Here is an 18,848-nt window from a genome sequence, read left to right on the forward strand (position 1 = left end):
ATTACATTCCTGATGTCAGCGTGATGAACAGCGGTAACGATAAAATACACAGAATTGAGCTTAACAGCAGCACGGCTTCAGCATCGGGTGACTGCACGCCAAAGCGGTTGCCGAACACCACGCCGAAGAAACCGGCCGACAGCGCAATCATCAGGATAGCGGTGATGGCGACTGAACCGTTAAGTCCCAGCGCCAGTACCAGACCCCAGGCGATAAAGGGCTGAATCAGCAGCTTAGCCACAGTACCGACGCCGACGACGGCGTTGAGTTTCAGCTGACGCGCAGAGAGGATGACACCCGTCAGGAACAGCGCAGCCGCGGTGGCCGCCAGGCCCAGCGGTTTGATCGCGGCCAGCACCAGATCCGGCATTTTAATACCCAGCGCTGACAGCACCACTCCAGTCAACGGTCCCATCACGATAGGTTTTTTTACCGAACGCCACATCAGGATCGGCAGCATTTTCAGCGTTGAACCGTGTTCGGTACCTGCGGCAAACGCCTTTTCACGTTCCAGGATCAGCAGGCACAGCGGGGTGAGCAGCACTGAACCACAGGCAATCGACACCGCCACGGAAAGGGAGGTGGCCGCATTTTCACCCAGCACGCTGGCCAGAATGGGCAGTCCCAGTGCGGCGTAGTTAGGCAGCGCCACGGTCAGCGTCAGAACGGCCGCATCCTGCGGTGACTTTTTGAACATTTTGGTCGCAACGAAATAGACGGTGCCATAGGTAATCCACATTGCACCGGTGATCACCACAATCAGCGGCCACTGCGCCACAATACCTGGCCACGGTGTCTGAACCGTGGCGCTGAACAGCGCGGCGGGCAGTGCAAAATCCATCACGAAGATATTGAGCAGAGAGACATCTTTGTTGTTGACCATTCCGGCCTTACCGGCCCAGAAACCCAGCAGCATAATGACAAAGATCGGAGCAAGGGCATGAACAATGATATAAATCATAAATCACCTGTATTTAAGAAGAATTCTTTAAAAACAGCGATGTTTATAATTCTGAACACGGCCACTGCTCCGGGGCGCAATGAGCGATGCGCCCCGTCAGACCGGTTTCGGCAGGTTAATTTTTTTAATTAATTACCAGGCCGCGCGCATACGTTCGCGAACCTGGGAGGAGCTGTGACGATTGGAGGCACCGAGGCGGATTTTCAGGCTGGGATCCTGGCGTGCGTCGCTGATCGCCTTGTGCAGCGCAATTTCAACCATCGCCACATCGGCGTCAGATGGCGCATCAGGATTGCCCACGTTTAGCAGATCGGAGAGCAGGCCCAGCGTGGCGAAGTTATTGACGTCGTAAGCCATCGGTGGAATGGTCGCAGCCAGTTTTTCCAGCGCTTCCACGGAACGCAGCGTAATACGCGCCGCCGATGCTTTGCCCATGGCGTGCACCAGCACACCCCGATCGTTAAGCGCAATCAGTCGGTTAGCCTGATAGCCGTGGGCCAGGAACGCACCGGACATCGCTTTGCCGACAATCAGGCCAATGACCGGATGACCCTCAAGGCGTGCGTTGGCATACGCCCCCGCCGCACCCGCCAGCGCCTGATGAATACCGAATGCCTCTTCGCGGCGGCCATAGGCCTGACTCGGCACATCAATCACCGCCACAATCGGGCGTTTCACAGCACTGTTTGTGTCTGCTTCCCGCGTTTCATTCACCACTTTTGCCAGCGTCCAGCCTTCCAGCAGACCAACTTCACCCTGCGCGGCGCGCGGATAGTGGTTTTGTGGATCGGGCACGACGGCGATAAAGCGGACGTTTTCGCCATTGAGCTGGCCGTCAGCCACCTGAACAGAGGCACACAGGCCGCTAAGACGCTGTGCATTGGGTGCGAGTTTTTCCAGCCAGGTTGCACCGCGGCTGCTTGTCTGAGTCATTATTTCTCCTCCCGGGCGAAAAGCTGTTTAATCTGCGCGGTGTTCGCCTGCTGGCGGGTGTCAAACTGCGACAGACGTGACAGGAAATCGGCATAGTTATCGCTGCGGTTCCGGACCGGAACGCCTTTGGCAATGAAGTCATTCATGGCGGTTTTTACCGCGTTGATGCCATCATTCACCAGCGCATCGACCAGGCCACTGGCGTAGCGGATTTCGCCGCCGGTCATGCTCCAGATAAACGGGCGATCGCGTGAGTCATACTCTTCAATACCTGCTTCCTGCTCAATTACCTGCGGACCGTTCAGCCCCAGACGGGCTTCGCGCGTGACAATCAGGTAGCTGCACAGCGCGGCGGCGATAGACATCCCGCCGAAGCAACCAACGGTGCCGCTGACGATGCCGATAACCGGGGTGTAGCGACGCAGATCGACAATCGCTGCGTGAATATCCGCAATCGCCGCCAGGCCAAGATTCGCTTCCTGTAAGCGCACGCCACCGGTTTCCAGGCAGAGCACCGCCTGAGTCGGAATGCCGTTGCGATTGTCTTCCGCCGCCAGCTCCAGCGCTGCCGCCATTTTCGCCCCGGAGACTTCGCCCATGCTGCCGCCCTGGAAGGTGCCTTCGATGGCAACCACCACGGCAGGTTGACCGTTCAGGGTGCCGCGTGCCACGACCATGCCGTCGTCTGACTGAGGCACCACGCCTTGCGGGGCCAGCCATGGCGACATCATGCCTTCAAAGGGATCAAGCAGTTCGCGATAGCTGCCTGCATCCAGCAGCGCATGGGCGCGTTCACGGGCCCGCAATTCAATAAAACTGGCATCATTACGCATGGTTCACCTCTTCAAAAACCTGTTCAATACGGATACGCGCTACGCCGGGTGTCGCGCCGAAATCGTGAATAATCAGCTTTCCGGCGGGCAGGCCGTTTATTAAGTTCAGGCGGTCAAACAGCGCCTTCCAGCGAGCGTCGCTGTTATCCAGTGAGGTGGTGATGTCGATGTTTAGTGTCTGGCCTTCAGTTGCGGTGTACAGCACTTCCATATCACCGGAACCAACGACCCCGGCCAGCGCTCTGCCATTGAGCAGGCGGTTAGCAGGTAAAGATAATGTGATGTGTTCCATAATGGCCTCTAAAAATAAGAATGTTCAGGCGAGCAGATCCGATCAATGAACAGCGTCGCGGCCAGCAAATCAGCGGCCCCGCCAGGCGACGCATTGAGCGCCAGCATGCGCCGGTCGAGCTGCGACAGCGCCAACTGACCTGCGGCTGTGCGGCAGCCTCCCGCCAGCAGTACGGCGCGTGCGCCCTGCTGCATGGCGTCCAGCCCGGTCATACCCGCACGTGACAGCACACAGGTATCGCTGAGCGAGGTCATGATCGCCATCAGCGCATCCAGGCGGGCTTCGTTCTCACTGGCACCCACCGCCCGGCTGGCCAGCAGCTGCGGCAGCGCCAGCTTCATTACGTGAGGAAACGCCTGTTGCGCCTCTTCGCGTGCGCCGGGCACCTGATAGCGGTGCGTCGCTTTTAACCCTTTGCTGAACAGCTTTGGCGCAGCCCGGTCGGGCAGGCTGGCCAGTGTGGCGGCGGTGCGGGTCAGCTGGTCGGCATGGGCAGTACCGCCGTGCATGGCCGCGGCACTCACCAGCAATCCCAGCGCCCAGATCGCGCCACGATGGGTGTTAATGCCGCCGGTTGCCGCCATCATCTGCTGCTCACCGTCGCGGCCCAGGCGGCCTACCGTTTCGCGCAGGGCGATATCAGCGGGGCGCAGCCAGCTGTGACGGGCCAGCGCCAGGAAGGCGGGCATCAGGCTGTGAGCGGAACGCTCCATCAGCGCCAGCGTCAAATCCTGATGCGCGCCGTTTCCCCGACTGTCGACCAGACCCGGCTTAGGGCTCAGGCGTGCTTCATCGATCAGACAATCGCGCGCCATCGTCGCCAGCTGGCTGGACTGCGCCTCGGCTTGAGTCTGTGACAGGCGTTTCATTTACCAGCTCCGGAATTTAGCAGGTGGGTTGTACAGGCCATCTGACCATTCAACCAGGTCAGCGACGCTGCCCGCTGCCAGCAGTGAACGCGTGGCGTCAGAGCGGCGGATACCCATATCTTCCGGGTAGACCACTTTGCCGCTTTTACGCAGGGCTGCGACGCGTGCCGCATCCACACCCAGACCAATGTCGGTAATGCCCGCAACGGCAGCGACCATAGCGCGACGCTCTTCAAGACTTTCTGCGCGATAGAGATAGGCGATGCCTTCCTCAGTCAGCACATGGGTCACGTCATCGCCGTAAATCATGACCGGTGCCAGCGGCATACCGGTGGTTTTGGCGACCTCAACCGCATCCAGGGTTTCAACGAAGGTCGGTTTCGCGCCTGCCTGGAAGGTTTCGACCATCTGCACAACCAGTTTTTTACCGCGCTGCATCGGGTCTGGCTCGGTGATCATGTTCAGCCAGGCGGGCGTGGCGTGACGACGGCCATGGGGATCGTGACCCATGTTAGGTGCGCCGCCGAAACCGGAAAGACGACCACGCGTCACGGTAGAGGAGTTTGCCAGCCCATCAACCTGCAGGGTGGCACCGATAAACATATCGACCGCGTACTGGCCGGCCAGCTGACAGAAGGCGCGGTTAGAGCGCATTGAGCCGTCGCTGCCGGTAAAGAAGATGTCGGGACGGGCACGGATATATTCTTCCATTCCCAGCTCGCCGCCGAAGCAGTGCACACTCTCGACCCAGCCGCTCTCAATCGCCGGGATAAGCGTCGGATGCGGGTTCAGCGTCCAGTGCTTACAGATTTTGCCTTTCAGGCCGAGCTGCTCCCCGTAGGTTGGCAGCAGCAGTTCAATCGCGGCGGTATTAAAACCGATACCGTGGTTTAGCGACTGCACCTGGTGTTCGGCGTAGATGCCTTTAATCGCCATCATCGCCATCAGGATATGCTCCTGTTTAATCAGGCGCGGATCGCGGGTAAACAGCGGCTCGATAAAGAACGGCTTGTCAGCGACGACGACGTAGTCGATCCAGGAGCCGGGGATATCGACGCGAGGCAGGTCGGTTTCGTCATCGACCAGTTCATTGACCTGGGCTATCACGATACCGTTACGAAACGCGGCGGCTTCCACCAGAGCCGGGGTATCTTCGGTACTCGGGCCGGTATAGAGGTTGCCTTTTCGGTCGGCTTTGTAGCCGGCAATCAACGCCACATTCGGGCTGAGATCAACATAGAGACGGGAATAGAGTTCGATATAGGTGTGGATAGCACCGATTTCCAGCTGACCATCCTGTAACAGCTGAGACATGCGCAGACTTTGCGGACCGGAAAAAGAGAAGTCGAGTTTGCGGGCAATCCCTTTTTCAAAAATATCAAGATGCTCACTGCGGCCGACGCTGGGCATTATCATATGCAGGTCGTGAATCTTTGCCGGATTCACCGCTGCCAGCGTGCGGGATAAGAAGTCAGCCTGTTTCTGGTTATTGCCTTCAAGCACCACGCGGTCGCCTGGTGCAATGAGTGTTTCCAGGGCTTCTGTTGCTCTTTCTGAAGGAATGACTTTGCCATCAAGGGGAAAGGAAGCTATACGGCGCGCTTTTTCACTGCGGCGTGTGTTCCACTCCCGTGCAGGCGTTTGGCCTGTGTTCATTTCAACCTCCTGATTAGAATCGCTGTTGCTTCATTGATGCTGAGGGAAGTCTGAGCTTTCTTAATGCATCGTTCAATTAAGCAAAAAAGCTGAACGTTAGATTTAAGGTAACGATAGAGAAAGGGGGGAGAGATAAGCGAGGGGTTAAGTGCAGACTGAGAAAGATGAAGTAAAAGTTACAGTAATGAGCATTGCGGGTCGTCGTTAATTATCAATATAAAGATTCAGCCATGCTTAATATTCAGCCAGCGTTAATCCTGCAGCGTGAGGATTCTGATGGATCTGAACGTTTATCCCGTGAACATGCCATAAAAAAAGCAGGCCGAAGCCTGCTTTCTGTATTTTAACTGTCTGCTCAGGAGGCCAGTGAAAGGACGGGTTTCGCTTTCGCTGCCAGCCACTCGGCAACACGAGCCTGCTGCTCTTTGGTCAGCCACATGCCCTGTTTGGTACGACGCCAGATAGCATCATCCAGTTCACGCACCCACTCATGCTGAACCAGGTAGCGCAGTTCAGCTTCGTAAAACTCGTGTCCAAAGTTCTCACCCAGGTCATCCAGGCTTTTCGCGCCAGCCAGCAGGGTTTCCGTGCTGCTGCCATAAGTGCGCGAGAAGTGACGCGCCATATTTTCGCTGATGAACGGATAACGACGACGCAGACTGGCTGCATAATCTTCACGGGTGCCAGAGATATTGCCGCCCGGTAACACGCAGTTTTTGGTCCAGGCCGGACCGGCATTCGGGTAGTACTTCACCAGTTTTTCCAGCGCATGTTCCGCCAGCTTACGATAAGTGGTCAGCTTGCCGCCGAATACGGAAAGCAGGGGTGCCTGACCATTATCGTCGCGCACGTCCAGCGTGTAATCACGGGTGATCGCCTGCGGTGAATCGGATTCATCATCACACAGCGGACGCACACCAGAGTAAGACCAGACGATATCGTCAGCGGTCAGCTGCTTTTTAAAGTGTCCGTTGAACACTTTCAGCAGGTATTCGGTTTCGTTGTCGTCGATATGGACGTTTTTCGGATCGCCTTTGTACTCCACATCGGTGGTGCCGATGATGGAGAACTCATCCATCCACGGGATGACAAACACGATACGGTTATCTTCGTTCTGCAGGATATACGCCTGCTTCTCGGTATGAACGCGCGGTACCACGATGTGGCTGCCTTTGATCAGGCGGATACCGTACGGCGATTTCAGTTTCAGGCTGTCATCAAACAGCTGCTTAACCCATGGGCCAGCGGCGTTGACCAGGCCTTTCGCCTGCCAGGTAAAGGTTTTGCCGGTATCGACATCTTCCGCTTCAACCTTCCACAGGCCACCTTCACGCCAGGCACGGGTTACACGGGTACGGGTACGGACTTCACCGCCACGCTTCACCACTTCCTGCGCATTCAATACTACCATGCGGGCATCATCGACCCAGCAGTCAGAATATTCGAATCCGCGCGTAATCTCCGGCTTCAGGGCCGAATCTGCGCCAAACCGCAGACTTTTACTGCCTGGAAGGCTGGTACGCTTGCCGAGATGGTCATACATAAACAGACCGGTGCGGATCATCCACGCCGGACGCAGGTGCGGACGGTGCGGCAGACGGAAGCGCATCGGGAACGCCAGATGTGGGGCCATTTTTAGCAGGACTTCACGTTCGGCCAGTGCTTCGCTGACCAGACGGAATTCGTAATGTTCAAGGTAGCGCAGGCCGCCGTGAATCAGTTTTGAACTGGCAGAAGAGGTCGCGCAAGCCAGATCCCGCGCCTCCAGCATTAACACCGACAGTCCGCGTCCTGCAGCGTCTGCTGCAATGCCGGCACCGTTGATGCCGCCGCCGATCACGATCAGGTCTTTGGTTTCCACGTCATCTCCTCCGATGTTCGGAATAGTTCTCTAATGTTCGTTTTCGAGCATAATAATAATCGCAAACCAACATTTACGCCAGTCTTTAACCGGGTAAAAACATTTTTGCGTGATATAGCTAACATTCTGCCCACTAAAAAAACAGATAGCCGTAACGATTGTCAGGTTATCGGCGTGGATTCTCGGGTTACACTACGCACCATTACGACGACGCTGTTATGAGAGATTCCATGGAAATGTTCGAATGTATTAACGTGCAGCAGGCGCAGGCGCATCTGGCTGAGGGTGCGCTGCTGGTGGATATCCGCGATCCGCAAAGCTATGCCCTGGGCCATGCGGCAGGTGCGCTGCATCTGACTAACACCAACCTCAACGACGTTGTCAGTGGCGCAGATCACAGCCTGCCGGTGCTGGTGATGTGCTATCACGGCAACAGCAGCAAAAGCGCGGCACAATATCTGCTGGGTCAGGGTTTCAGCGCGGCCTACAGCATTGATGGCGGCTTTGATGCCTGGCGTGCCGCCTTTCCTCAGCAGGTTGCCCGCGGCAGTGAATAAATTGCCGCCCGTCACATGGAGAGTTACTGATGCGCATTACCCAGTTTAATCAGCCACGCATGGCGCAGGCGTTTGTGGACTACATGGCGACGCAGGGCATCACGCTGCGCATCGAGCATGAAAATCACTACGTCATCATGCTGGATGACGAGAGCAAGATCTCAGTGGTCGAAAACGAACTTCAGCAGTTTTTGCACGACCCTAACCATCCACGCTATCAGGCTGCCAGCTGGCACAGCGGCAAGACCGACAGCGGTCTGCGCTATGAGCGCAGCAACATCTGGGCGAACATCCGCGAGCGGGCCGGTCCGCTGACCCTGTCCCTGATGGTGCTCTGTATCGCCGTGTTTATTCTGATGCAGGTGATGGGCGATCAGACCGTGATGGCCTGGCTCTCATGGCCGGATGCCGACCAGCATCTGCAGGTCTGGCGCTGGTTCAGCCATGCGCTGCTGCACTTTTCACTGCTGCACATCCTGTTTAATCTGATGTGGTGGTGGTATCTCGGTGGCGCGGTTGAAAAGCGCCTTGGCAGCGGCAAACTGTTCGTGATTATGCTGATTTCGGCGCTGCTCAGCGGCTGGCTGCAGGCGAAGTTCAGCGGCATCTGGTTTGGCGGTCTGTCTGGCGTGGTGTATGCGCTGATGGGTTACTGCTGGCTACGCGGCGAGCGCGATCCTGACAGCGGCGTCTATCTTGAAAGGGGATTGATCGGTTTTGCGCTGGTCTGGCTGGTGATTGGCTGGTTCGGCGTCTTTGGTCTGGCTATTGCCAACGCGGCGCACGTCGCCGGTCTGGTCGTCGGGCTGGCGATGGCGCTGGTGGATACGCGTAACGTCATGCGTCGTTAGACAGGATATAAGCGGGTTAACAGGAGAGGAACGTGAAGCAGACGCAACGTCATGACGCGATTATCGATTTAGTCCGTCGTCAGGGATATGTCAGTACTGAGGAGCTGGTGGATCATTTTGAAGTCAGCCCGCAAACCATTCGTCGCGATCTCAACGATCTGGCCGATCAGAATAAAATTCAGCGCCACCACGGCGGCGCGGCGCTTCCTTCCAGCTCTGAAAATACCGCCTGGCACGATCGTAAAATGATGTGGTCAGCGGAAAAAGCGCGGATTGCGCAGCGCGTTGCCAGCCAGATCCCGGATGGCGCCACGCTGTTTATCGACATCGGCACCACGCCGGAAGCGGTAGCGCACGCGCTGCTCAACCATAGCGATTTACGTGTGGTGACCAACAATCTTAACGTGGCGATGCTGTTGATGGGCAAACCCGACTTCCGGGTGATCATCGCAGGCGGTGAAGTACGGACCCGCGATGGCGCAGTGATGGGTGAAGCGACGCTCGACTTTATTTCCCAGTTCCGGCTCGATTACGGCATCCTGGGGATCAGCGGCATCGATATGGATGGATCGCTGCTGGAGTTCGACTATCACGAAGTCCGCACCAAGCGCGCCATCATTGAAAATTCACGCTGCGTGATGCTGGTAGTGGATCACTCGAAGTTTGGCCGTAACGCCATGGTTAATCTGGGCAACATGAGTCTTCTGGACTATCTCTACACCGACAAAATGCCGCCCGCCAGCGTCATGAAAGTGATTGAGCAGCATGAGGTTCACCTCGAACTCTGCTGATTCCTGCCATGCCAGCCGCCCGGCTGGCGTTTTTCTTTGATTGCTGTCGCTTTTTTCCTCACTCCCGTCTTTACTTAACGGTTGCTGGCACCCGGTTGCCAGCCCGTGCGCTTTCTATTTTTGCTTCACCTCATTGCGTAACAGAAGGGAGTGATATGCCGCAGCAAAAATTTAATAAAGCCCGTTTTAACGCCGCACTGACCCGCCAGTGGCAGCAGTTAAGTCTCCTCTCCGCACAACAGATGACCCCGCACCAGGCATGGCAGGCGGTCAGCGCGGCACTGGCAGAACTGCTGGCCGCGCAACCGGCACCGCGTCCGGCTTTGCAGCAGCGCCACGTTAATTATCTGTCGATGGAGTTTCTGATTGGCCGTCTGACCGGCAACAATTTGCTGAATCTCGGCTGGTATGACGAGGTTAAGGCGGCGCTGGCTGAGCAGCAGCTTGATTTAACCGAACTGCTGGAGCAGGAGGTCGATCCGGCGCTCGGCAACGGCGGGCTGGGACGACTGGCCGCCTGCTACATGGATTCAATGGCAACGGTAGGGCAGTCCGCCACCGGCCACGGACTGAATTACCAGTACGGCCTGTTCCGCCAGTCTTTTGACGAGGGTAAGCAGATTGAAGCGCCCGATGACTGGCAGCGCGAGCGTTATCCCTGGTTCCGTCACAACGCGGCGCTGGATGTTGACGTCGCGATGGGCGGCCGGGTAGAAAAGCTGGAAAACGGCGGTGTACGCTGGCATCCCGATTTTACACTGCGCGGCGAGGCCTGGGATTTGCCGGTCACCGGCTACCGCAATGGCACGACGCTGCCGCTGCGCCTGTGGCAGGCAGTGAGCGCGCATCCGTTTAATCTCACCGCCTTTAACGACGGCCACTTCCTGCAGGCGGAGCAGCCCGGTATCGAAGCGGCAAAGCTCACCAAAGTACTTTATCCCAATGACAACCATCAGGCTGGCAAGCGGCTGCGCCTGATGCAGCAATATTTCCAGTGCGCCTGTGCGGTGGCCGATATTCTGCGGCGTCACCATCTGGCGGGGCGCAGCATTCACAGCCTGCCGGACTTCGAAGTGATCCAGCTCAATGATACCCATCCGACTATTGCCATTCCGGAGATGCTGCGCGTGCTGCTGGATGCGCATCAGCTGAGCTGGGATGAAGCATGGCAGATCACCAGCCGGTTGTTTGCTTACACCAACCACACGCTGATGCCGGAGGCGCTGGAGCGCTGGGATGAGAAGCTGATGCGCAGTCTGCTGCCACGCCACATGCTGATCATCAAAGAGATTAATCAGCGGCTGAAGAAGCAGGTGAAGCAGCGCTGGCCGGATGACAAAGCGATGTGGCATAAGCTGGCGGTGGTGGCTGATGGGCAGGTGCGGATGGCCAATCTTTGCGTCGTCAGCGGCTTTGCGGTCAACGGCGTGGCGGCGCTGCACTCACGTCTGGTGGTCAGCGATCTCTTCCCGGAATATCACCAGCTCTGGCCGCAGAAATTCCATAACGTCACTAACGGCATTACGCCGCGTCGCTGGCTGAAGCAATGTAATCCGGCGCTGGCCGGGCTGATTGATGAGACGCTGAAAACCGAGTGGGCCAATAACCTTGATGCGTTGATCGGTCTGGAGGCCTATGCCGACAATCAGGCGTTTCGTCAGCGCTATCGCAGCATCAAACAGCAGAACAAAGCGCAGCTTACAGAGTATATCGCCCGGCACACCGGCATCATTGTGAATCCGGCTGCGCTGTTCGATGTGCAGATCAAGCGACTGCATGAGTACAAGCGCCAGCATCTCAGCCTGCTGCATATCCTCTACTGCTATCAGACGCTCTGTAGTAACCCGGAAGATGTCACCTTTACGCCACGGGTATTCCTGTTCGGGGCCAAGGCCGCACCGGGTTACTACCTCGCCAAAAATATCATCTACGCCATTAACAACGTGGCGGAGGTGGTGAACAACGATCCGCGGGTTGGCGACAGACTCAAAGTGGTGTTTATCCCCGACTACCGTATTACCGTGGCCGAGCAGATGATCCCGGCGGCCGATCTCTCCGAGCAGATCTCCACTGCCGGTTATGAAGCCTCCGGCACCGGCAACATGAAGCTGGCGCTGAACGGTGCGCTGACGATTGGCACACTCGATGGTGCCAATGTCGAAATTGCCGAACAGGTGGGCGAGGAGAACATCTTTATCTTCGGTCACACCGTGGATGAGGTGAAGGCGCTCAAGGCGAAAGGCTATAACCCGAAAAAGGTGCGTAAGCAGAACAAGCCGCTGGACGATTTACTGAAATCGCTGGAGAAGGGCAAATTCAGCGACGGGGATAAGCACGCCTTTGACCTGATGCTGGAGAGCCTGACGAAACACGGCGATCCCTGGCTGGTGCTGGCCGATTTCCAGGCCTATATCGAGGCGCAGCAACGGGTGGAAGCGCTATGGCGTGACCCCGAAGGCTGGACCCGCGCCGCCATCCTCAATACGGCACGAACCGGCATGTTCAGTTCGGACCGTTCCATTCGTGACTATCAGCAACGTATCTGGCAGGCACCGCGCTAAGGAGCAGCAATGAAGCAAAATTCACTCGATCAGGCCGCCCGTGCCGCAGGCATTTCACTGGATTATATCGACGTTAACGGCAGGAAAGAGGCCGTCAGCGATGAGACCAAACGCGCACTGCTGGCGGTGATGGCAGAACCGAAGAAGGCCAGTAAATCCCCGCTGCCGTCAGTCGCGGTGTTCAGCGGCAGCAGTAAGCGACAGCTGACGCCTCAGGGCAGTGGGACTTACAGCTGGCAATTGCAGACCGAAAAGGGCAAACAGCACAGCGGCGAGTTAACCGCCGGTGAACGTTTTACGCTGCCGGGACCGCTGGCCCAGGGTTATCACCAGTTGACGCTCAGCAAAGGGAAGAAAAGCTGGCAGACGCAGATTATTGTTGCGCCGCGGCGCTGCTATCTGCCTCCGGCGCTGGAGGCCGGAGAAAAACGCTGGGGTGCACTGGTTCAGCTTTATACCGTGCGCTCTGAACAGAACTGGGGCATCGGCGACTTCGGCGATCTCGATCAAATGCTGGTACAGCTGGCTGAGCGCGGCGGCGATTTCGTCGGGCTGAATCCCCTGCATGCGCTCTATCCTGCCAGCGCCGGTTTTGCCAGTCCGTATAGTCCGTCATCGCGCCGCTGGCTGAACGTAATCTATATCGACGTCAGTCAGGTGGCCGATTTTCAGCAAAGCGCGGCAGCGCAGAAGTGGTGGAAAAGCGCTAAAACGCAGAAGGCGCTGACTAAAGCGCGTGAGGCGGAACGGGTCGACTACGAAGCCGTGATGGCGCTGAAGCTGGCGGCGCTGCGCCACGCCTGGACACACTTTCAGGCGCGTGACAGCCAGAGCGAAGCGCATCTCTCCTTTGCAGCCTTTGTGCGTGACGGCGGTGACAGCCTGCGTTATCAGGCTGCCTACGACGGCATACAGCTGGAGCGGCAGGCAGACAAGTCGCAGCAGGGCGGCTGGCCAGCCTGGCCAGAGGCGTGGCGCAACAGTCAGTCGCCGGAAGTGCAGCAGTGGTGTGAACAGCATGAAGAGGAGATCGCCTTCTGGCAGTGGCTGCAATGGCTGGCGCAGCAGCAGTTCTCAGGCTGCTGGGCGCACAGTCAGGCGCTGGGCATGAGCGTCGGTCTCTACCGTGACCTGGCGGTGGGCGTGGCGGAAGGCAGCGCGGAAACCTGGCACGATCCTGAGCTTTATCGCCTCAAGGCCTCGGTGGGTGCACCACCTGACCGTCTGGGACCGCTGGGACAAAACTGGGGCTTACCGCCGATGGATCCGCATGTGATGCAGGCGCGTGCCTATCAGCCCTTTATCGACATGCTGCGCGCCAATATGCGTGACTGTGGCGCGCTGCGTATCGACCATGTGATGTCGCTGCTGCGTTTGTGGTGGGTGCCAGCCGGAGAGACGGCGGATAAAGGTGCTTATGTGGCCTATCCGGTCAACGATCTGCTGGCTATTCTGGCGCTGGAGAGCCACCGACTGCGCTGTATGGTGATTGGCGAAGACCTTGGGACCGTGCCTCAGGAGATCGTCAGCCTGCTGCGCAAAAGCGGTGTCTTTTCATGGAAGGTGCTCTGGTTTGAGCAGGAGAAAGATGAACGTTATCGCGCGCCTGAAGATTACCCGCGTCAGTCTATCGCCAGCGCCAGTACCCATGATCTGCCGACGCTGACCGGTTTCTGGGAGCAGGGCGATCTGGAACTGGGTGAGAAGCTGGGTCTTTATCCGGGCGATGCGGTGAAAGCGTTACACGAGCAGCGTGCCGCACAGAAGCAGGCGCTGCTGGATGCGCTGCATCAGGCGGGTGCCTTACCAGCACGCAGCCAGAAGAAGGCGGAGAAGCTGGCTATGACGCCTGCGCTGAACCGGGCGATCCATCGCTTCCTGGCAGATACCGACAGTGCGCTGCTGGGCCTGCAGCCTGAGGACTGGCTTGGCATGACCACGCCGGTTAACGTGCCGGGTACGGTGGATCAGTACCCTAACTGGCGACGCAAGCTGAGCAAAACGCTGGAGCAGATCTTTGCGGACAAGGAAGTGAATGCGTTACTGAAGGTAGTGAGTCAGCAGCGTCAGTCAGGAAAGAAAGAGAAGTAAGAAAGAGCTGCCGCGTTCTGATCGATGTCAAAACTGACTCAAAGGGAATCTGGCAGCAACGGTTCAACCCAACACGAAGGGAACGCGGTCAGAGGAGTAAAGCGTGCCGTGCTATGGACAAAAACGCCGTGAGCGTTTTTGAACAACGCAAAGCGTTGGCCCGGTTACGGGCGCACCTCATGGATGAGGTGCGTAATCGTGCGGGTCGAGCATGTCAGGGATGGCGGCTTTTGCGTTTTTACGATCTGACGGTGTTCCCTGAGCAGGCTCAATCTTACCGCGGAGAGAGCAGAGTATCTCTGCTATCCCCCGTTTTATCATCAGTAGAACGAGTGTTCACCGCGCTGATGCTCGGTAATATCCCGCACGCCTTTCAGTTCCGGGAAGGCGGCCAGCAACTCTTTCTCAATACCATCTTTCAGGGTCACATCGATCATCGAACAGCCGTTACAGCCGCCGCCAAACTGCAGAATGGCGTAACCTTCATCGGTGATCTCCATCAGCGACACGCGACCACCGTGGCCGGCCAGCTGTGGGTTGATCTGCGCCTGCAGCAGATACTCTACGCGCTCAACCATTGGCGCATCATCCGAGACTTTACGCATCTTGGCATTCGGCGCTTTCAGCGTAAGCTGTGAACCGAGATTATCCGTCACGAAGTCGATTTCCGCCTCTTCCAGATACGGCTTGCTCAGCTCATCAATGTAGGCAGAGAGCTTTTCGAACTTCAGTTCGGTGTCAGTAGCTTCAACTGCATCGGGCGGACAGTAAGAGACGCCACATTCTGCTGTTGGCGTACCCGGGTTAATCACGAATACGCGAATCTGGGTGCCATCTTCTTGTTTGGATAGCAGTTTAGAAAAATGTTCCTGGGCAGAGTCAGTAATTCGGATCATGTCGATTGCTCAATAGTTGACTAACTTAGTTGGTTATAATACGCCCATCAATGACGCTCTACAAGGTACGGCACAGGCACCAGACCTGCACGCTGGCGGCACCCTGCGCCAGTAACAGACGACTGATTTCATCTACGGTACTGCCGGTCGTAATGACGTCATCCAGCAGGGCGATATGGCGTCCCTGCACCGCCATTTCAAGGCGGAAGGCACCGCGTAAATTGGTGCGGCGCTGCAGGGCGCTGAGCTGATGCTGTAGTGCGCCCCTTCGCCTGCGGGAAACACCTTCACGCCATTCACATCCCAGCCAGTGCGCCAGCGGAGCGGCCAGCAGTACCGTCTGATTGAAGCCGCGCTGCCAGCGTCGTCGCCGGTGCAGCGGAACCGGCAGCAGTAGATCGGGACGCGGCACCATGCCACGCCGGTAAACATTCAGCCAGCTTAGCAAAAGCAGCCGCGCCAGCATCACCCTGAGTGCGGTTATGTGAGAAAACTTCAGCTGATTAACCCACTGGCTGAACGGTGGACGGTAGTCATTGACGCAGACCAGCGCCTGCCAGGCAGGCGGTTTAAGCTGGCAGCGGCCACAGGCGACCTTTGCTGAGCCTGCCGGTAATCCGCAGCGCGGGCAGAGCAATGGCAACGGCGGTAATTCGCGCAGGCATAAACTGCAGATGCCGTGCCGGGCTATCCGTAACGGCATCCGGCATAGCCAACACAGGGCGGGCATTGCTAGCATAGCGATCTCCTTATCAATTTCGGGATAGTAACTGATGACGTCGCTCTACTGGTACACCTGCGGGGAAGGAAAACGCGATCTTGTGCTGCTGCATGGATGGGGACTGAATGCCGAAGTCTGGCAAAGCATTATTCCGCGGCTCAGCACGCACTATCGCCTGCATCTGGTCGATCTGCCGGGTTATGGCCGCAGTCAGAATTTTGGCGCGCTGACGCTGGCGCAGATGGCAGAAGCGTTACTGCCTTTGCTGCCACCGCAGGCGATAGTCGTGGGCTGGTCGCTGGGCGGACTGGTGGCAACGCAGCTTGCGCTGACAGCGCCAGAAAAGCTGGCTGCACTGATCACCGTGGCGTCGTCACCCTGTTTCACCGCCACAGAGCGCTGGCCCGGCATTAAACCGGAGACGCTGCAGAACTTTCAGCAGATGCTCAGCAACGATTTCCAGCGCACGGTGGAGCGCTTTCTGGCGCTGCAGACGCTGGGCACCGACACAGCGCGTGCTGATGCGCGACAGCTGAAAGAGGTGGTGCTGTCACAACCGATGCCAGAGGTGGCGGTACTGGATGGCGGGCTGGAGATTCTGCGCCAGGTCGATCTGCGCGACGCGCTAACGCAGATCAGGCTGCCGTTACTGCGACTTTACGGAGCGCTGGATGGACTGGTGCCGCGCCGGATAGCCGCTGAGATAGATGAAATGTTGCCAGATTCGCCTTCGGTAGTTATCGAAAAAGCAGCGCATGCACCTTTTATTTCCCATCCTGACAACGTCTGTCAGCATATTGTTAATTTTATCAGTAGCTTACCAGGATAGTGCTGCTTTATAGTGGCAAAATCGCTGACAGCAGCAATACTTCTCTCTGTGAGCAAGACCGCTGCAATTTTATGTGATTAGTCACGGAAATGACTATGCCGTTCCATACTGCCTTACGCGTTTAGCGGCTGCTTACATCTCACAATGGATCATGAATGAGGGTAAACATAATGAAGGTTTTTAAATGGGTTGTGGCTTCAATGATGATGGGCGCGATTTCATTTTCTGCGATGGCAGCGAAAGAAGTCACCAAAGAAGAAGTTAAGACAATGAACCTGCAGAAGATTGGCACCGTTAACACCACGGCGGAAACGACCTCGCCAATGGATGCTAAAAAAGTGCTGTCTAAGCTCGCTGATGAAAAAGGCGGTAAATACTACCTGGTGATCGCCGGTCGCGAACACGGTAAATTCAGCGCCACCGCTGAAGTCTACAAGTAATTAACGTAGCCACATGAACTGCCAGGCATCCAGCTTAACCGGCTGGGTGCCCTCAATTTTCTCTCCGCTTACCACATCCTGCAATGTATGCGCCACCGGCAGCTGCGTCATCACTGAACGTCCACTGAGATTAAACACGCACAGCAGTCCGTCGCCGCTCTCCGGCTGATGACGGCTGAGCACCAGCAGGGCGTTTTCGCTGTCATAGATCGTCATCGGATTATCAGGATGAAACGCAGGCTGGCGACGTCGTAACTGAATCAGCTGGCCAAGACGGGTGTAGACCTGCTGACGCAGCCAGTCACCGCCCGCCAGCGCCGCCTCAATCTGTTGCAAATCATACTTCTGCCGGTTAATCGCCCGGTTGTGACCGGCTGCGCGTACGCCCTCATAATGGTTACGACCGCCGACAATGCTCTGGATATAGATAGCTGGCACGCCAGGAAAGACCAGCAGAATCGCATGGGCCAGCAAAAAGCGTTTCAGCCGCGTGGCGTCATCGTCAGCTTCGCTATTTAACGCATCCAGATAGGTGACGTTGATTTCATAGGGGCTGGTGGTGCCGTCAGGGTTGTTTTTATAGGAGACCAGCGCGCCTTCCAGCGCCAGATCGCGCACCAGCGCCACAATCTCCACCTCCGATAAAATGCCACGTGCCGGATTCAGCCCGATACCATCGTGTGACGCCAGGAAGTTGAAGAAGGTGGTGTCGTTGCTGCTGAGATCCAGCGAACTGGCCCACTGCCGCAGCGCGCGTGCCGATCCGGTATGAATGGCGTGCAGGACCAGTGGCGGCAGGGAAAACTGATAAACCATCTGTGCCTCATCGTGCCCATTGCCCAGATAACGGATGTTGTCCTGGTGCGGCACGTTGGTCTCAGTGATAATCACCGTGCCAGGCGCGACATGGTCGGCAATGGCGCGAAACAGCTTCACCAGCTGATGGGTTTTTTCCAGATGAATACAGCGCGTGCCGGGCGTTTTCCACATATAGCCGACCGCATCGAGACGTACATAGTCAGCGCCACGGATCAGGTAGTCGAGCAGCACGTTGACCATGCGCAGCAACACCTCAGGATTGGCAAAGTTAAGGTCGATCTGGTCGGCGCTGAAGGTGGTCCAGATAAAGCGGGTGGCACCATCGGCCATTTTAAACGGCGTCAGCAGCGGCGAAGTGCGCGGTCGCGTGACGGCACTGAGATCGGTAGCGGGCGGCATGCTGATAAAGAAATCGTCCCAGCCAGGATCCTGCGCCAGAAAGTGGCTGAACCAGGCGCTCTGCGACGACATATGGTTACAGACGAAGTCGAACATCAGCCGGGTTTCCTGATGCAGGCGCGCAATATCCTGCCAGTCGCCGCACTGCGGATCGACCTGATGGTAATCAATCACCGAAAAGCCGTCATCGGACGACCAGGGGAAAAAGGGCAGCAGGTGAACCAGCGGAAACGTGGATTGCAGATGCTGCTGATAGAAACGGGAAAAGGTGCTGAGCGTGGGTTTACCGGCTTCCCGAAACTGATCGGCGTAGGTGATCAGTACCACATCCTGTTCATCCCAGTGTGCCTTACGGGGCAGCTTAATCGCCTCGCGGGCGGTAGCGATGTCAGCCTGCAGGCGCGCAAAGGTCGCCTCCGGGAATGTGCCAGCATAAATCTTCTCAATCAGATCGGTGATCGTTTCCATTGTGAATTGGGTGCCACAGC

Annotated in this window: 17 protein-coding genes; 7 read left to right on the top strand and 10 right to left on the bottom strand. The window is 57.2% G+C overall.

Going from position 1 to position 18,848, the window contains the following annotated elements:
• Position 1: 1 nt before the first annotated feature.
• From QSK07_RS18530 to glpD, 7 genes are all read right to left on the bottom strand, one after another.
• Positions 2-961 carry an AEC family transporter gene (locus tag QSK07_RS18530; RefSeq protein ID WP_285722202.1) on the bottom strand — a complete coding sequence of 320 codons (960 nt, stop codon included), beginning with the start codon at positions 959-961 and terminating at the stop codon, positions 2-4.
• A gap of 132 nt (positions 962-1,093) precedes the next feature.
• On the bottom strand, positions 1,094-1,894 hold the full coding sequence (gene mdcE / locus QSK07_RS18535; RefSeq protein WP_285722205.1) for a biotin-independent malonate decarboxylase subunit gamma: 801 nt from the start codon (positions 1,892-1,894) through the stop codon (positions 1,094-1,096).
• A complete protein-coding gene (locus tag QSK07_RS18540; RefSeq protein ID WP_285722207.1) occupies positions 1,894-2,727 on the bottom strand; it encodes a biotin-independent malonate decarboxylase subunit beta in 834 nt (277 codons plus the stop codon). Before QSK07_RS18540 ends, mdcE begins: the two co-directional genes overlap by 1 nt.
• Entirely contained in the window at positions 2,720-3,019 is a 300-nt protein-coding gene (mdcC, locus tag QSK07_RS18545) for a malonate decarboxylase acyl carrier protein (RefSeq protein ID WP_285722209.1), read from the bottom strand. The genes QSK07_RS18540 and mdcC overlap by 8 nt, the downstream gene beginning before the upstream one ends.
• Before the next feature lie 8 nt (positions 3,020-3,027).
• Positions 3,028-3,888 carry a triphosphoribosyl-dephospho-CoA synthase gene (locus QSK07_RS18550; RefSeq protein ID WP_285722211.1) on the bottom strand — a complete coding sequence of 287 codons (861 nt, stop codon included), beginning with the start codon at positions 3,886-3,888 and terminating at the stop codon, positions 3,028-3,030.
• A complete protein-coding gene (mdcA, locus tag QSK07_RS18555) occupies positions 3,889-5,544 on the bottom strand; it encodes a malonate decarboxylase subunit alpha (protein WP_285722213.1) in 1,656 nt (551 codons plus the stop codon).
• A gap of 355 nt (positions 5,545-5,899) precedes the next feature.
• Positions 5,900-7,405 (bottom strand): glycerol-3-phosphate dehydrogenase, encoded by a 1,506-nt coding sequence (gene glpD, locus QSK07_RS18560; protein ID WP_275222262.1) that lies wholly within the window; start codon positions 7,403-7,405, stop codon positions 5,900-5,902.
• Positions 7,406-7,635: 230 nt separating this feature from the next.
• On the opposite strand from glpD, the gene glpE reads away from it, so the two are divergent.
• The 5 genes from glpE (at position 7,636) to malQ (ending at position 14,256) form a co-directional block, all read left to right on the top strand.
• Complete coding sequence (gene glpE / locus QSK07_RS18565; protein ID WP_285722215.1) at positions 7,636-7,962, top strand: thiosulfate sulfurtransferase GlpE; 327 nt, start codon at positions 7,636-7,638, stop codon at positions 7,960-7,962.
• A 29-nt stretch (positions 7,963-7,991) separates the two neighbouring features.
• On the top strand, positions 7,992-8,813 hold the full coding sequence (gene glpG, locus QSK07_RS18570) for a rhomboid family intramembrane serine protease GlpG (RefSeq protein ID WP_285722217.1): 822 nt from the start codon (positions 7,992-7,994) through the stop codon (positions 8,811-8,813).
• Positions 8,814-8,845: 32 nt separating this feature from the next.
• Positions 8,846-9,604 (top strand): DeoR/GlpR family transcriptional regulator, encoded by a 759-nt coding sequence (locus tag QSK07_RS18575; RefSeq protein WP_013359303.1) that lies wholly within the window; start codon positions 8,846-8,848, stop codon positions 9,602-9,604.
• Between the two features lie 155 nt (positions 9,605-9,759).
• Positions 9,760-12,165: a maltodextrin phosphorylase gene (gene malP / locus QSK07_RS18580; RefSeq protein WP_285722219.1), complete on the top strand. Its 2,406-nt coding sequence runs from the start codon at positions 9,760-9,762 to the stop codon at positions 12,163-12,165.
• Positions 12,166-12,174: 9 nt separating this feature from the next.
• Positions 12,175-14,256 carry a 4-alpha-glucanotransferase gene (gene malQ / locus QSK07_RS18585; protein ID WP_285722222.1) on the top strand — a complete coding sequence of 694 codons (2,082 nt, stop codon included), beginning with the start codon at positions 12,175-12,177 and terminating at the stop codon, positions 14,254-14,256.
• Positions 14,257-14,576: 320 nt separating this feature from the next.
• On the opposite strand, the gene nfuA is transcribed toward malQ, so the two are convergent.
• Complete coding sequence (nfuA, locus tag QSK07_RS18590; protein ID WP_061063562.1) at positions 14,577-15,152, bottom strand: Fe-S biogenesis protein NfuA; 576 nt, start codon at positions 15,150-15,152, stop codon at positions 14,577-14,579.
• Positions 15,153-15,210: 58 nt separating this feature from the next.
• A complete protein-coding gene (gntX, locus tag QSK07_RS18595) occupies positions 15,211-15,891 on the bottom strand; it encodes a DNA utilization protein GntX (RefSeq protein WP_098052182.1) in 681 nt (226 codons plus the stop codon).
• A 34-nt stretch (positions 15,892-15,925) separates the two neighbouring features.
• Here gntX and bioH point away from each other — a divergent pair, with 34 nt between their 5' ends.
• Together bioH and QSK07_RS18605 are read left to right on the top strand one after the other, a co-directional pair.
• The gene (gene bioH / locus QSK07_RS18600) at positions 15,926-16,702 is read left to right on the top strand and encodes a pimeloyl-ACP methyl ester esterase BioH (protein ID WP_285722224.1); all 777 of its coding nucleotides are present in this window, start codon (positions 15,926-15,928) and stop codon (positions 16,700-16,702) included.
• A 170-nt stretch (positions 16,703-16,872) separates the two neighbouring features.
• Positions 16,873-17,142, top strand: coding sequence for a YdgH/BhsA/McbA-like domain containing protein (locus QSK07_RS18605; protein WP_003853019.1), 270 nt, complete (start codon positions 16,873-16,875; stop codon positions 17,140-17,142).
• Here the strand turns inward: QSK07_RS18605 and QSK07_RS18610 are convergent, their stop codons facing one another.
• On the bottom strand, positions 17,143-18,828 hold the full coding sequence (locus tag QSK07_RS18610) for a sugar phosphorylase (protein ID WP_285722228.1): 1,686 nt from the start codon (positions 18,826-18,828) through the stop codon (positions 17,143-17,145). It lies immediately after the preceding gene.
• Between the last annotated feature and the right edge of the window lie 20 nt (positions 18,829-18,848).

This window comes from Pantoea sp. QMID4 (genome assembly GCF_030270445.1).
GTDB classification, from domain to species: Bacteria; Pseudomonadota; Gammaproteobacteria; order Enterobacterales; family Enterobacteriaceae; genus Pantoea; species Pantoea vagans.